12 protein-coding genes are annotated in these 15,447 nt (G+C 70.1%); 3 read left to right on the top strand and 9 right to left on the bottom strand.

Annotated elements, in window-relative coordinates; genetic code table 11:
• Positions 1–165: 165 nt before the first annotated feature.
• Complete coding sequence (locus C469_RS05755; protein WP_008004668.1) at positions 166–5,934, top strand: S8 family serine peptidase; 5,769 nt, start codon at positions 166–168, stop codon at positions 5,932–5,934.
• Positions 5,935–5,949: 15 nt separating this feature from the next.
• Positions 5,950–7,485 carry a CARDB domain-containing protein gene (locus tag C469_RS17605; RefSeq protein WP_160163058.1) on the top strand — a complete coding sequence of 512 codons (1,536 nt, stop codon included), beginning with the start codon at positions 5,950–5,952 and terminating at the stop codon, positions 7,483–7,485.
• 33 nt (positions 7,486–7,518) lie between these two features.
• Here C469_RS17605 and C469_RS05745 read toward each other — a convergent pair whose 3' ends face one another.
• Positions 7,519–8,133 (bottom strand): hypothetical protein, encoded by a 615-nt coding sequence (locus C469_RS05745; RefSeq protein WP_008004664.1) that lies wholly within the window; start codon positions 8,131–8,133, stop codon positions 7,519–7,521.
• Positions 8,130–8,897, bottom strand: a complete 768-nt coding sequence (locus tag C469_RS05740; RefSeq protein ID WP_008004663.1) for a nucleotide-binding protein — start codon at positions 8,895–8,897, stop codon at positions 8,130–8,132. Before C469_RS05740 ends, C469_RS05745 begins: the two co-directional genes overlap by 4 nt.
• Before the next feature lie 134 nt (positions 8,898–9,031).
• On the opposite strand from C469_RS05740, the gene C469_RS05735 reads away from it, so the two are divergent.
• On the top strand, positions 9,032–10,315 hold the full coding sequence (locus C469_RS05735; protein ID WP_008004661.1) for an MBL fold metallo-hydrolase: 1,284 nt from the start codon (positions 9,032–9,034) through the stop codon (positions 10,313–10,315).
• A 51-nt stretch (positions 10,316–10,366) separates the two neighbouring features.
• Here C469_RS05735 and C469_RS05730 read toward each other — a convergent pair whose 3' ends face one another.
• From C469_RS05730 to C469_RS17730, 7 genes are all read right to left on the bottom strand, one after another.
• Positions 10,367–10,651, bottom strand: a complete 285-nt coding sequence (locus C469_RS05730; protein WP_049911074.1) for a hypothetical protein — start codon at positions 10,649–10,651, stop codon at positions 10,367–10,369.
• Positions 10,652–10,671: 20 nt separating this feature from the next.
• Entirely contained in the window at positions 10,672–10,944 is a 273-nt protein-coding gene (locus tag C469_RS05725; protein ID WP_008004657.1) for a DUF7385 family protein, read from the bottom strand.
• Positions 10,945–11,032: 88 nt separating this feature from the next.
• The gene (locus tag C469_RS05720) at positions 11,033–11,878 is read right to left on the bottom strand and encodes an endonuclease V (protein WP_008004655.1); all 846 of its coding nucleotides are present in this window, start codon (positions 11,876–11,878) and stop codon (positions 11,033–11,035) included.
• Positions 11,879–12,865: a rhomboid family intramembrane serine protease gene (locus C469_RS05715; RefSeq protein ID WP_008004653.1), complete on the bottom strand. Its 987-nt coding sequence runs from the start codon at positions 12,863–12,865 to the stop codon at positions 11,879–11,881.
• A 276-nt stretch (positions 12,866–13,141) separates the two neighbouring features.
• Complete coding sequence (locus tag C469_RS05710) at positions 13,142–13,846, bottom strand: type I 3-dehydroquinate dehydratase (protein ID WP_008004652.1); 705 nt, start codon at positions 13,844–13,846, stop codon at positions 13,142–13,144.
• A gap of 87 nt (positions 13,847–13,933) precedes the next feature.
• Entirely contained in the window at positions 13,934–14,908 is a 975-nt protein-coding gene (locus C469_RS05705; protein ID WP_008004651.1) for a transcription initiation factor IIB, read from the bottom strand.
• Positions 14,909–15,099: 191 nt separating this feature from the next.
• Entirely contained in the window at positions 15,100–15,435 is a 336-nt protein-coding gene (locus C469_RS17730) for an AN1-type zinc finger domain-containing protein (protein WP_082230115.1), read from the bottom strand.
• Positions 15,436–15,447 lie beyond the last annotated feature (12 nt).

The following is a 15,447-nucleotide window of genomic DNA, read 5'->3' as shown; positions in this document are numbered from 1 at the left end:
GACTCGTTTCCACACGTCATTCAGCCAATAACTACGGGTGGTTCGGCGCATGTGTCGCTCACCTCCGTGCGTGGAGGTCAAACCCTGCAGTAGCGAGAATTCATGACAGAACACTCATTGAAGAAGCCTCTCGCCGTGCTCTTCACGGTCTTCATGGTAGTATCCATGTTTGCGCCCGTCGCGGGCGCGTCCGTGGCCGCCGACGGCGGCGAGGCGCAGATGGATCTCGACGGGGAAGCCGTCGAGAACGTCGAACAGTTCGATCAAGAGGTACAGCCGACGACTGACGACGGGCTTTACGAACAGCAGAGCCCGGACGACGTCGAGATAGACCCCGAGCTGGAACGGCTCTTCGAGACGGCGAACGGCGACGAGACGGTCGACGTCGTCGTCAGGCTCGACCCCGCTGACACGAGCGACGTTCAGGGACAGGAGGCGACGGTCAACGCCCTGAAGTCCCACGCCGCGCAGACCCAGCAGGACGTCGTTCGGTTCGCGGAGTCGACCGAGCACGTGGAGCTGAAAAAGCAGCTCTGGATCAGCAACGCCGTACTGCTCGAAGTTGACCCCGACCGGATCTCGATGGACGAGATCGCGGCCACGCAGGGGGTCGAACGCCTCCACCACAACTTCGAAGTGGAGATCTCACAGACCGACGGGGAGGACGCGAACTCGAGCGACGGCGACTCCAACTCGACGGACGACTCCGACTCGACGGACGACTCCAACTCGACGGACGACTCCGACTCGACGGACGACTCCAACTCGACGGACGACTCCAACTCGACGGACGACTCCAACTCGACGGACGACTCCAACTCGACGGACGACTCCAACTCGACGGACGACTCCAACTCGACGGACGACTCCGCCAACAACGAGTCGGCGCCGACGAACGAGTCCGCCTCGTCTACTGAGTCGACGACCGACGAGTCCGACTCCGAGCCCGTGGCCCCGTCCTCGATGCAGGCGGAGGACTGGGACACCACGTACGGGCTCGACATGATCAACGCCACCGAGGTCTGGGACCAGCACAACACCCAGGGCGAGGGCGTCGAGGTCGCGGTGCTCGATACGGGAATGGACGACTCGCACCCTGACCTACCGGAGCTCGACGACGAGCACTGGCAGGAGTGGGACTCCGACGGCAACCCGATCGACTCCGAGCCCCAGGACGCCAGCGGCCACGGGACCCACACGAGCGGGACCATCGCCGGTGCCGAGGACCCCGCCGGTGACGTCCCGACCTTCGGCGTCGCGCCCGACGTCGAGCTGTACCACGGAATGGTCATCCCCGGCGGCTCCGGCTCCTTCGTGCAGGTCGCGGCCGGAATGGAGTGGGCCGTCGACACCGCGGGCGTCGACATCATCTCGATGAGCCTCGGCGCGTCCGGCTACACCACCGACATGGTCGAGCCGTCCGAGAACGCCCGCGACGCGGGCGTCATCCTCGTCGCGTCGGCCGGCAACTCCGGGCAGGGCACGACCGGCTCGCCGGGTAACGTCTACCCGAACTTCGCGAGCGGTGCGGTCGACGAGAACGCCGACGTGGCCTCCTTCTCCAGCGGGGAGACCGTCGACACGGACGCCGACTGGGGAAGCGATGCGCCCGACTACTGGCCAGACGAGTACGTCGTGCCGAACGCGGCCGCGCCCGGCGTGGACGTGCTGAGTTCGGTGCCCGACGGCGGCTACGACGGCACCTACTCCGGCACGTCGATGTCGGCGCCCCACAAGGCCGGCGCCTTCGCGCTGATGCTGTCGGCCGCGGGCGACCTCGACCGCGAGACCGCCATGGAGACGATGGAGGAGACCGCCTGGAAGCCGGACGACGCTCCCGAGCCTCCGGGCACTCCGGACGACCGGTACGGCCACGGCATCATCGACGTCGCGGCCGCGACCGATCAGGTCGCGCTCGACAGCGGCGTCACCGGCACGGTGACCGACAGCGACGGCGAGCCCGTCGAGGGCGCGCTGGTCGAAGTCGAGGAGAACGGCTTCTCCGCCGAGACCGACGCCGACGGCGAGTACACGACGCTCTCGCCGCCCGGCAACTACACGGTGACCGCCGGCGGATTCGGCTACGAGGAGACCAGCGAGAGCGTCTCGGTCCCGGACAACGAGACGTTCGTCGAGCAGAACTTCACGCTCTCGGACGCGCTCGGCGTCGAACTCGTCGACGGCCAGCCCTCCGCGGTCGAGGGCGGCGAGTCCTTCGAGATCGCGGTGAACGTCGCCAACCTGGAGACGTACGCCGTCGAGCGCGACGGCAGCTACGAGGGCGACCTCACGCTGGAGCTCAACGGCGACGAGATTGAGGAGGGCGAGGACGTCGACGTCGGTGACCTCACCGGCACCGCGACGCTCACCGTCACGACGCAGTCGAACACCGAGGGCGAACTCGGCCTCGACCACACGTTCTCGGGCGCGGGCGACACGGTCTCGGTGACCACCGGCCCGACCGAGGTGTTCGCGGAGTACACGCCGATCGCCGTCGTCGACGACGGCTCCGACGGTGACGATGTCGTCGACCGGCTCGACGCGCAGCTCCCGGCCTCGTACGAGATCTCGCTGCTCACCGGCAGCGAGGCCGTCGACGCCGCGGAGAGCGGAGAGCACCAGGCGTACGTCGTGCAGAACATCGACGAGACGCACGTCGAGGACCTCAAGACGCACACCGAGGGCGCTTCGACCGGCGTCGTCTGGCTCGACCAGTGGGGCAGCTCCAGTAACGCCGTCCCCGCGCGGTCGAGCGCACTCGGCGACCCCGCCTCGACCAGCGACAGCTTCACCTCGCCGAACCCCGAGATGGAGATCGTCGAGGACAGCCCGCTGTTCGAGGGCGTGGGTGACGTGGGCGACAGCTTCGGCATCCACTCGGCGACGTTCGCCGACCACGCGTGGTTCTCCGACTCCGACTTCCAGACCGTCGGCCACGTGCAGGCCGGCGGCGTGACCGACGGCGACGCCGCCGCGGTCGACGAGGGCCAGCGCGAGGTGCTCCTCTCGACGTTCGGGTCGAGCGGATTCGTCGACTCCGGCGACTACAGCACCGAGGCCGACATGGTGCTCGCGAACTCCGCGCAGTGGGCGGCCCAGACGCCGCCCGTGATCATGAACGAGGGACAGCCCGAGTGGGCCGGCTCCGGCGACATGGTCGAAACCGAGTTCGCGGTGGATGACCTCTACATGGTCAAGACCGAACTCGCCGACGACAGCACGGCCGACCAGTCCGAACTCAGCCTCTACCACGGCAGTGAGGACGGGAACAACGCCTGGGGTGAGTGGCGCGTGTACCCAGATCTCATGAACGACGAGGAGTACCCGGTCTTGGTCGAGTCGCAGGAGGACACCGTCGGATCGGTGACGCTCGAAACGACGTTCGCGTTCCTCGAGGACGGCGAGTCCGCGCCGCAGGACCCGTCCGAGGTCCCCGAGGAGAACATGATGGAGATCACCATCTCCACCGGGCCGACCGCCGTCTACGACAAGCCGCTGACGGTCGGCGACGGTGAGGACGTCGAGACCATCCAAGAGGCCGTGGACCTCGCGCCGGACGGCGCCGAGATCCACGTCACCGAGGGGACCTACGAGGAGACCGTCTCCGTCGAGGACACCCGCAACCTCACGATCACCGGCGACAACGCGACGATCGCGCCGCCGAGCTCCGACGGCTCGCACGCGCACGCCTCGATCGCCGCTAACGGTACGCACTTCGAGGGCTTCGACTTCGAGACCCCAGAAGGGCTCGCCGGCGTCGGCGTCTCCGCGTCCGACGTCACCGTCGACGACGTCTCGGTGACGGGCGCGTCCGACGCGGTCCACGTCGATGACGGCGGGAACGTCGAGATCTCGAACGTCTCGGCGTCCGGTGCCGCCGGTGCCGGCGTCCACGCGGTCGCCAGCGCGCACGTGGAGGTTCATGACCTCGAGGTCAGCGACTCCGCGTACGGCGTCCACGCGGCGGACAGCACGGACGTGACGGTCGACTCGCCGACCGTCGTGAACGTCTCCGACGGCGTGATGGCCGAGGGGACGGAGACACTGCACGTCACCGACGCGCACGTCGACGGCGCGGGCGAGGCCGGCATCGCAGCCGTCGACTCGGCCGGCGTCGACGTGACGGACGCCACCGTGACGGACGCCACGTACGGCGTCCACGTCGACGGCGGCGCGGTCGGAAACCTCACCGACAACGCCGTCGAGGAGTCCGAGTACGGCGTCGTGGCCGAGGGCGGTGCGGACGTCGGTCACGCGGCCGAAAACGAGATCGCGAACGCCACGACCGGCTTCATGTTCGCCGGCGCCGGCACGTCCGGCGAGTTCGCGATGAACGACGTGAGCGCCGAGACCGGCGTCGTGGCCTCGGGCGTGGGCGACGACCTCACGTTCCACTTCAACGACCTGGAGATGACCGACACGGCCATCGCCCAGGAGGGGTCGCCGTTCGACGCGCCGCTCAACTGGTTCGGCGAGGACGGTCCGCGGGCCAACAACGGTATCGACGGCGATGTCCGCTACTCGCCGTTCCTCACGTCGCCCGCCGACGAGGTCGACACGAACACGACCGAGCTGGCGGTCGACATGGCGATGGAAGCCAACAACACCTACACGGTCGGGGTCCCGGCGACGACGAGCCAGACCGTCGACGAGGTGTTCCAGGACGACTTCGAGGGCGCCATCTACGGCTACGACGCGGAAGGCGGCGAGTGGACCATGCTGAGCGGGAACGACAGCGTCAGCGCGCTCTCCGCCATGCTGGTCGTCGCCGAGGAGGACACCCACGTCACCCTCAACTTCCAGCACGACGACGAAGCGGTCACACCCGGCTCCGAGGACCTCCACCACGGGTGGAACCTCGTGAGTCCGTCCGCCTACGATCACGCGGACGACGCGTTCACCGAGGAGATCAGCGGCGAGACGTACCAGGTCGACAACTGGATGCAGGCCAACGAGCACGCCGACGGTCACCTCGGCGAGCACATGGTCGGCGACGAGTACGTCAACCCGTTCGGCGGCTACTGGGCGTTCGTGCCCGCGGAGGACGCGGAGTACACGCTCTCGGCGAACCTCCACATCAACCCGACGATGGACGACTACTACCGGGACCTCGGTCTCGTCGGCGGGGAGGACCCCGGCGACGACCCGGGCGAGCCTGAGGACGTGTCCGTCGCGGTCGTCGACGAGACCGACTTCCACGAGGGCGCCATCGCGGACACCCTCTCGGACGAGCTCGACGACGACACCTACACCACCGTCGACACGCTCACGGCCGACGAGCTGCTCGACGAGATGGACCAGTACGACGTCTTCGTCGTCCAGCGGATCGGCAGCGACTCGCTGCAGTCCGACTTCGAGGACGCGCTCGCCGACGACCAGGGGGTCGTCTACCTCGACTCCTACCAGGGCGCGAGCTCCGAGGGGTACGCCGACGGCGTGCTCCGGCTCAACAACGTCCGCGAGGACCCGTCCGAGCGCGACTCCGTCTCGCTCGACGCCGACGGCGAGCCCGTCGAGGTCGACATCCAGACGAGCCACCCGATCTTCGACGGCGTCGGCAGCGAGGGCGAGTCGGTCGCGGTCGTCGACTCCGGCACGACGTGGGGCGCCTGGTTCGACGGCTACGGCGGGCAGGTCGTCGGCCACTCGGACTTCAGCCCGAGCGACGAGGGCGAGTTCGAGGGGCCGGGCGTCGCGGTCGATGAGGACCGCAACGAGGTCCTCAACACCGCGATCGCCATGGACTACTTCCACGACAACCCCGACGACTACACCGAGGAGGGGCTGACCCTCTTCGCGAACTCCGTCGAGGAGGCCGCCAGCATGGCCGCCGCGGACGCTGCGGCGGGCGACGAGGCGACCGAGGAGGAAGAGGCCGAACAGTCGATCGAGGTCGAGTCCGGGACCACCGCGGTCGCCGGGGTCGGCGCCTAACCACACCAATCACCGATGACAACGACACGGACACGCGTTCGCGCGCTCGTGCTCGCACTCCTCGTCGCCAGCGCGGCGGTCGCCGGGACGGCCGGCGTCGCGGCGCAGGACGACGGGGGTCCCCCGGCGCCGCCCGCGGCGTACTACGGCGACCTGACCCTGGACGGCGACCCCGCGCCCGCGGGCGTCGAGGTCACGGCCTACATCGACGGAGAGGAGCGCGGGAGCTACCTCACCGCCGAGGAGGGCTCCTACGGGAGCTCTTCCGCCCTCGAGGAGAGCCTCACCGTCCGGGGCGAGCCCGGCGAGGAGGGGGCCACGGTCGAGTTCACGGTCAACGGCCAGCCCGTCGACGCGACGGTCGAGTGGGAGTCGGGCGCCGTCGAGAACGTCGATCTGGCGGCGTCGGCGTCGGGTGACCCGCCCGGCGACGGCGGCGACGGGTCCGACGGTAGTGACGGGTCCGACGGTAGTGACGGGTCCGATGGGTCCGACGGCTCCGACGGCGCCGCACCCGGCGGCTCCGACGGCTCCGACGGCTCCGACGGCGGATCGACCGGTGGCACGCAGGCCGCCGGCTCCGGTCCGTCGCCGAGCGGATCGACCGCACAGACCGTCGACGGTACGGTCGAATCGGTCGACTCGGGCGAGTGGGCCGTGTCCGTGTCGGCCGACTCGGTCGACGCCGACGCGACGGTCGAGGCCGATCTCGGCGACGCGCTCGCGACCGACGCGGCGTCCGTCGAGGGCGTCGACGTGACCGTCGACGAGGACGTCGCCGAGTTCGGGCTCTCGGTCCGGCAGCTCGGGAGCGGCGAGGCGGCCGACCGGGTCGGCGAGCTTGGCGGCGCGACGCCGGTCTCGTACCTCGAGTTCGAGCCGGACGGGTTCGAGAGCGCGTCCGTCGCGGAGAGCGAGTTCTCGTTCACCGTGGACGAGTCGGCGCTCCCCGACGGCGCGTCGCCGGAACACGTCTCGCTGTACCGGTTCGACGACGGCTGGAACCCGGTGCCGACCGCTTACAACGGCGACGGCGAGTACGTCGCGACCGCCGAGGGCTTCTCGGTGTTCGCGGTCGGCGCGGCCGAGTCCGGAGTCGGCGTCGCCGCGGCCTCGCTGGAGAGCGACACGATCGCGCCCGGCGAGCTGGCGGCGGTCTCGGCGACCGTCGAGAACACCGGCGACGCCGAGGGGACCGCCGCGGTGACGCTCCGCGTCGACGGCGAGACCGTCGACGAGCGGGAGGTGACCGTCGGTCCCGACGAGAGCCGCGAGGTGACGTTCACACCGCGGTTCGACGAGACCGGCGACTACTCGATCGCGGTCGGCGACGAGACCGCGGGCGACCTCACCGTCGAGAGCACCGAGTCGTCGTCCGCCGAGGGCGACGAGAGCGAAGAGAGCGACGAGAGCGGAGCCGAGACCGCCGACGCGGGCGGATCCGGTGACGGCGTCGCCGCCGAGGCGTTCGGCATCGACCCGCTCGCGATCGGCGGCGTGCTCGCGCTGGCGCTCGTCGTCGGCGGCGCGCTGGCGCTCCGGCGGCGGTGACCGGCGGCTAGCGCCGCCGCGGTTCGCGGCTTTTTATACGGAATCAGCGTCGTTCGATACGGAATCAGCGTCGTTCCCCTCCGCCAGCGCGTCGTCGAGCCCCCACTCCGACGCGCGCTCAGCTGCCTCCGAGCGCGCCTGTTCGCGGATCGCCTCGATCCGTTCGTCGTCTTCGAGGAACGCGGCGACGGCGTCGCCGTCGTCGTCGCTGCCGGCGTCCAGCCGCTCGTCGGGGGCCGCGTCGCGGGTGCGGTCGGCGAGCGCCTGGTCGTCGGCGAGTTCGGTCGCCGCGGCGCCGGGGGCGACGCGGAGCGCGTCCTCCTCGTGGGCCGTCTCGAGCGCGCCGTCGTCGACGGCGTACAGCTCGACGCGGTAGGGGCCGGGGACCGCGAGCTCGGCGAGCGCGTCCGGGCCGCCGCTGTCGCTCACCGTGTTGTACGCGAGCACGGGGACGCCCTCTTCGAAGGTGACCACGCCGCGGGCGTCGCCCTCCAGAAGGAGCGTCTCTTGGGGGACGAGCGTCGCGTAGCCGGTGAGTTCCCTGTCGAGCGCCCGGGCGAGCGGCGTGCCCACGTCGGAGACGACGCGCGAGCGCAGCAGGTCCCCACGGGGGATCCGAAGCTCCGGCGAGCCCGCGGTTCCGTTCATGGCGTGTCGGGGACGACCGCGCTCCGGAAGCGGTCGGCGACGGCCCCCTCGTCGCCGTCGCGTACGTCGAGCCGGGCCGCGGCCCGCCGGTAGCTGGCGGCCGGATCGCTCTCCGGGGCGTGCGCGAGCAGCGGTTTCCCGGCGCGGCGGGCGTCCCGGACCACGTCGCTGTCGGGGACGTTCGCGAGAACGGGACCGCCGAAGCGCCGCTCGGCCTGCTCGGCCACGTCGGCGGCGTCCTCGCGGACCTTGTTGAACAGCACGCCTGCGGTCTCCGTCCCGTACGAGCGCGCGTACTCCTGGACTTTCAGCCCGTCGGAGAGCGCCGGGATCGTCGGTTCGACGACGACCACGACGCGGTCGGCGAGGACGACCGGCAGCACCGCCGACTTCGAGCCGAGCGCGGCCGGCGAGTCGAGCAGCAGCACGTCGGTGTCGCTCGCGAGCTCGGCGACGACCTCGCGGAGGCGGCCCGGCTCGGCCGCCTCGAAGCCCGCGAGCGAGGTTCCACAGGGGACGACGGAGAGCCCGAACCGGTCGTACGTCGCCTCCGAGACGGCCGTCGCGGTCCCCTCGACGAGGAGGTCGTGGAGGGTGACCGCCGCGTCGTCGAGCCCGGCGTGGAACAGCAGGTTCGCCATCCCCGTGTCGGCGTCGACGACGGTGACGTCGTGCTCCTCGGCGAGCGCCATCCCCAGCGCGAGCGTGCTCGTCGTCTTCCCCGTGCCGCCCTTCCCGCTGGCGACCGCGAACGCCTCGACCATGCGCCGACGTGTCGGGCCGCCGGGCTAAAACCTGTTCATCGCCGTTCACCGCGAGCGCGAGGGGGCACCCGAACGCGGTCCGCCCCACCGATCCCACCGGACAGCGTTTTGCCGCTCGGCGCCGAACGTCGACCATGCCGACCGTCATCGACGCGGACGCGTTCCGGGACCGGATCGACGAGCGCCGGCGCGGCGAGCGGTCGTTCGCCCTCGTCGACACGCGGCCCCGGGAGAGCTACGAGAGCTGGCGGATCGCCGACTCGGTCCACTACTTCTACAAGCCGTTCCACGAGTTCGACGCCGACGGCTTCGAGGCCGCGACCGGACTCGGACCCGGGGACGCGATCGTCACGGTCTGCGCGAAGGGGAAGGCCTCGCTCGACTTCGCCGAGGAGCTCGAGGCGGCGGGCTACGACGACGTCACCGTCGTCGACGACGGGATGCGCGGCTGGTCCGGCGTGTACGACCGGACCGCGGTCCCCCTTCCCGACGCGGGCGACGAGCCGCTCGACATCGTCCAGATCCAGCGGCGTGCGAAGGGATGTCTCGGGTACCTCGCGGTGGGCGGATGGGCGGCTGACAAGCAAGCCGATTCCGACGGCTCCGACCGCGTCGCCATCGCCGTCGACGTCTCCCGTCACGGCGACGAGTGGCTGGCGGCGGCCGCCGAGCGCGACGCGTCGATCGCGGCGGTCCTCGACACCCACGTCCACGCCGACCACCTCTCCGGCGGTCGCGAGCTCGCCGACGAGCTCGGCGTGCCCTACTACCTTCCGGCGGCGGCCGCCGAGCGCGACGTGGCGTACGACTTCGAGCCGCTCGCGCGCAACGAGACGCTCGACGTCGGCGGCGTCGACGTGAAGGCGCTCGCGACGCCCGGCCACACCGACGACGGCGCGAGCTACCTCGTCGGGCGGTCGGCGGTGCTCACGGGCGACACGCTCTTCACCGACAGCGTCGGTCGGACCGAACTGCAGTTCGCGGCGGGCGGCGACGACGGTGCGGACGACGACGCGGGCGACGGAGCGGACGAATCCGCCGGCGCGGCGACCGGCGCCGAGCGCCTCTACGACTCGCTCCACGGGACGCTGCTCGCGGAGCCCGACGCCGTCGTCGTCTGTCCCGGCCACTTCGCGGTCGCGAACGACGGGACGACCGGCGGGGTCGTGCCCGGCGAGCCGGTGACGACGACGGTGGGCGCGGCGCGCCGAGGGCTCGACGTGCTCGGGCTCGGCCGCGAGGCGTTCGTGGAGAAGATTACGGCGACGCTCCCGGAGAAGCCGCCGAACTACGAGGCGGTCATCGCGGCGAACCGGGGCGTCGAGTCGCCGCCGGACGAGACCGCGGCGATCGAGTTGGAACTCGGACCCAATCGCTGTGCCGCCGACACCGGGGCGGAGCCCGCGGCGGACGACTGACACGTGAGGCGACTTTGCGGCGAAGGCTCGATCCGGTTCGGGCGTCGGTAGTCACTCGCCGTCCGCCCGCTCCGCGATCCGGTTCGCGAGCTCGCGCGCGGCAGCGACGTGCTCGTCGGCGTCGCGGTCGCCGGTCCCGTCGATTTCGGCGAGCAGCGTTCGGATCTCGTCGGCCCGTCGAACGACGGTCGTTTGGTCGACGCCGCCGCCGGCGATCTCTGCGGCCAGCGCCTCCGCCTCGCCGAGTCGCCAGCCCGACTCGCGCTCTACGGGACGTTCCGCTGTGGCCGCGAGGTGTTCGTGTAACGCGGTGACCGGATCGAGCTCGTCGCTCACTGTCCCGTCATCGTCGGTGGTCACTCGTCGTGGATGAAGACGAGCCGCTTCGACTCGGTGTTACAGAGGCACAGGTCGATCCCGTCGCGGGTCGCGCCGATCTGCTGCCAGCCGTGGTCGCTGACGAACAGCGTCTGAAAGACGCCGCGGTCGCAGTCGGGGTTCGGACAGCCGACCCCCGCGGCGTTCTTATAAACGGTCGTCCCGCCGCCGGAGCTCTGACGGACCAGTCCGTCGCGCAGCGAGCGGAACTCCTCTGCAGTCATCGGGTCCTCGGTCTCCTCGTCTCCCATGTCTTCGCGTTCGCGGCCCACGGTATATAAATCGCCTGTCTGTGGCAACAGGTAACACGCAGACCGGCGTCCGATCCGCGCCTCTCGCTCACGCGGCGTCTCGCTTCGCGGCGTCCGCGTACGCGTCGGCGATCCGGGTCGGCTCCGGGAGCTTGTAGCCCGCGCACAGCGCCTCGACGAGTTCGACGGTCGTCGCGGGCGACACGCGGTGACCGGGGCTCACGTACAGGGGGTTCACGCGCCGGCTGTTCGGGTACTGTCGCGACTGGTAGGCGTGGCCGATCGTACTCGCCGTATCCGGATCGGCCGTCTCCACCGAGTCGTCCGCGCGGACCGGCGTTCGCCACCCGACCGGCCGCTCGTCGGTGGACTCGTCGGGCGCGCCGCACAGCAGGCTCTTCGCGACGCCGACGCTCGGCACGTCCAGTAGCACGCCGACGTGAGTCGCGACGCCGGCCTCCCGGAAGTGGATCCGGCCGGAGCCGTCACACACCAACAGGTCGGGCTCGGTTTCGAGGCCATCGAGCGCCGCCAGCATCGGCTCTCCCTCCCGGAACGCGAGCAGCCCCGGGACGTAGGGGATCGAGAGCGGCGTGGTCGCGCTCGCGTACTCGATCACGGCGCCGTCGCGGATCGCGACCGCGGCGGAGACGGCCCGGTCCTCGCCGTCGTCGGGCGTCAGGAACGCCTGATCGACTCCCACAACGACCGGGGACGCCGAGTTCCCTGCCTCGGATCGCGCGTCCGGCAGCCCGTCGGTCAGGTCCGCCGGCTCGCCGATCGCCACCGCGGCCGGGTCGATCCCGTGGTCGTCCGCGAACGTCGCCGCCGCGGCCAACTCGCGCTGGAGCGACTCCATCTCGGTCCGGGAGAGCGCGGGGTCGGGGAGGAACTCCGAACGGGCGACGCCGGCCGGATCGATCGATGGCGCCATTTAAAAGCGTCCGCCCGGGCCGCCTGGCCCGCCCGGTCCACGGGGACCGCGCGCGCCGCCCATCGAGATGCCGCCCATGCCGCCCGCAGAGCGCGCGAGCCCCTCGTTGCGCTTACCGAACGCGAGCCCGATGGCGAAGCCGATCAGGTGCGCGAGGTGCGCGATGTTGCCGGCGCTGCCGGCCCCGCCGGCCTGAACGCTCTGGACGACGAGGACCGCCGAGACGAGCGCGATCCCCCACGTGAGGTACTTGATCTTCATCGGGACGACGAAGAAGAGGAGCACCTGCATGTTCGGCCGCCAGACGGTGAGGACGCCGAGGATCGCGAAGCCGGCGCCGCTGGCGCCCAGCACGCCGGTCGACGTGGCGCCCATCCCGATCGCGAACAGGATGTGGCCGAGCCCCGCGATTATCCCCGACAGGAAGAAGAACGCCGTGAAGCGCTTCGACCCCACGGCGCGCTCGACGAGCGGCCCGAAGAAGAACAGGACGACGCTGTTGCCGATGATGTGGTAGAGGCCGACCGGCGAGTGGGAGAGCACGGCGGTCACCCAGGTCCAGACGTTCCCGAGGGCGTCCGCCCGGAGGACGAACAGCTGGTCGTGGAGCGCGGGGCTCACGCCCCAGAACACGACCAACTGCGCGAGGAACGTGACCCATATCGCCAACAGGATCGTGTACGTCGCGTTCCCGCGGAAGTAGCTCACGAGCCCGCCGGTGTTCGTCTCCCGGTCGATCCGTCGCTTGACGCGGCCCGTGACGCCGGCGAACGAGCCGGAGCCCGACCCGCCCGCGCTCCCGGCCCCGCCGGCCTCGACGCTCCCGTCGAACCCGCTGTCGAAGACGCCGCCCGGATCGTCCCACTCGGCGAGGCCCGGACAGTTGTGGTTCTCGGGCAGGCGGTGGTCGGCACAGAACGTCCTGCCGCACCGGTTACACTGATACGGGAGGTTCTCGTACTCCCCACACACGTCGCACGTCGCCATTAGGACCACTTACGGGGGCGTTCGTAAAGCGGTTTGGCTCTTTAGGTGGCGTACGGGGAGACGGTTGGCGGTCTCGGTGATTCTTTATAAGTGATCTTCGCTGTCACAGCGGTGAACACCTCCCCAGCCTCGTCGGTTGCCCTCCGCGTTGCTCCGGGCAACCGACTCCCTCGCGCGCCGGTTCGCGGCCTGACGGCCGCTCACGGGCACGCGCCACCACCGCACCGCATTTGTTTATAAACAATCGCCACGCTTAGATCGACGGTTTATAAACACTCACTCGCTCGTCCCTCCTCCCCGCAACCCGTCGACGAGCTCCCTGAGCGTCGCGAGCGGGTACTGGCCGGGCGCGGTCGCGTTCGCGGGATCGACGGGCGCGTAGCCGATCTTCGAGCCGTAGATCGGGGTAACTGCGCGGGTGTGGCGACCGGGCTCGCCCATGCACATCGTCGCGACGCGGTGGCCCGCCGCGGTCGTCTCGTGGGTCGCCTCGATCATCGCGAGCGCGTCGGCGGGGGCGGTCGCGGTCGTCGCCAGCTTCCCCACGTCGCCCTCGTCGGCGGCGTCGGCGAGCAGGTCGACGAGGGCGGCGGGCTCGGGCGTCGACTCGAAGTCGTGGACCGAGACGACGACTGCGACGCCCTCCTCGCGCGCCGTGTCGCGGAGCGCGGTCGCGTGCGACTCCTCGCCCTCGGGCGCGTTGCCGCGGAGGGCGGCGAGCTCGACGTCGACGGCGGCGACCGCCTCGTGGCCGAGCGCGGTCGAGAGCGCGTCGAACCGGCCCAGGTCGTCGGCCTCGCCGCCCTCCCACGACGCTCGGTTCGTGACGAGCAGCGGGAGCTCCCCGTCGTACGCGTCGAGCTGGGCGAGCGGGGAGTCTGCCAGATCCATCCGAAACTCCACGGCGTCGGCGTCCTCGCGGGCGCGCGGCTCCTCCGAGAGGTCGGCCGTGCTCGCGGTCAGGACGAACTCCTCGAACATGCGCGGAGCTTCCGGGGGCGGGGACTTATGTGTGTGCGTCCGGGGCGAAACGGGATCGACAGGTGCGGAAAAGCGTCGTCGGTCGGCTCAGGCGACGAGACCGTCTTCGGCCTCTAACAGCTCGTGGTACCGGTTCCGGATGGTGACCTCGCTGATGTCGGCGACCTCGCTGACGGCGGCCTGCGTCGTCTTCTCGTTCGTGAGGAGGGCGGCGGCGTAGACGGCGGCCGCGGCGAGGCCGACCGGCGACTTGCCCGAGTGGACGCCCTTCTCCTTGGCGTTGCGCAGGAGGCTCTTCGCGCGCATCTCCGACTCCTCGGAGAGCTCGAGGTCGGAGGCGAACCGGGGGACGTACTGCTCGGGGTCGGCCGGCTTCACTTCGAGCTTGAGCTCGCGGACGACGTAGCGGTACGTCCGCGCGATCTCGGCCTTCTCGACGCGCGACACGTCGGCGATCTCGTCGAGGCTGCGCGGGACGCCCGCCATTCGGGCGGCGGCGTACACGCAGGAGGTGGAGACGCCCTCGATGGAGCGGCCGGGCAGCAGGTCCTCGTCGAGCGCGCGGCGGTAGATGACGGAGGCGGTCTCGCGGACGTTGTCCGGGAGTCCCTGCGCGCTGGCCATCCGGTCGATCTCGCCGAGCGCCTGCTTCAGGTTGCGCTCCTTCGAGTCGCGGGTGCGGAACCGCTCGTTCCACTTGCGGAGCCGCTGCATCTTCTGGCGCTGGCGCGCGCCGAGCGAGCGCCCGTACGCGTCCTTGTCGCGCCAGTCGATGTTCGTCGAGAGCCCCTTGTCGTGCATCGTGTTCGTCGTCGGGGCGCCGACGCGGCTCTTCTCGTCCTTCTCGCGGGAGTCGAACGCGCGCCACTCCGGCCCGCGGTCGACCGAGTCCGCCTCCACGACGAGGCCGCAGTCGGCGCAGACGCTCTCGCCGTGCTCCTCGTCGTTGATGACGTTCCCGCCGCACTCCGGACAGCTCAGCGTCTCGTCGGTCTGTTCCGATTCCGTCTCGTCGGTCTCTGTTCGGGAGCGACTCCCCCGCGTGTGTAGTCGTTCACTCATGGCTAAACCCCCTCTCGGTAACTGAACACGGCCCGAGAGCGATCTTACCCGATAGACGGCGGAACTGAACTTAAAACGACCGGAACGTGTCGCCGGAATCCCGACGAAAGGACACGATCTATCACGTGTTTTCGCGGATCGCAGCGACGAAACACAGTGGGTAGATCTACGTCTCCGCGATCAACACGAAACTACCAAGGGAGCAATCGGCGCCACCACGACTTCGTCGTCGATTCGTCCGAATCGCTCGGTTGATCGCCGGCAATTGAGCCGTCAAGAGCGACATCCGGTGATGACTGGCCGATATTGTCTGGCGTCGTTCCCATCGTCGTTACGTCGTCTGGGTGCATCGGCTGTGGGGACCGATCCCTTGGGGTCTCGTCTTCGGGGAGCCGTTCACCAGTACAACTGTGATTTTCCGGGAGACGATGCTCCGGGCAGACCGGTTCTCCACAGTAGGCGCATCGATATGGCATCCCATCAGAGGTTGAAGCTGATCCGCAGACAACACATGATTTGGCGGCCATATCGCCACGTTA

The sequence above is a fragment of the Halorubrum lipolyticum DSM 21995 genome, from assembly GCF_000337375.1.
Classification (GTDB): domain Archaea; phylum Halobacteriota; class Halobacteria; order Halobacteriales; family Haloferacaceae; genus Halorubrum; species Halorubrum lipolyticum.
This window is presented reverse-complemented; position numbering and strand designations above follow the sequence as displayed.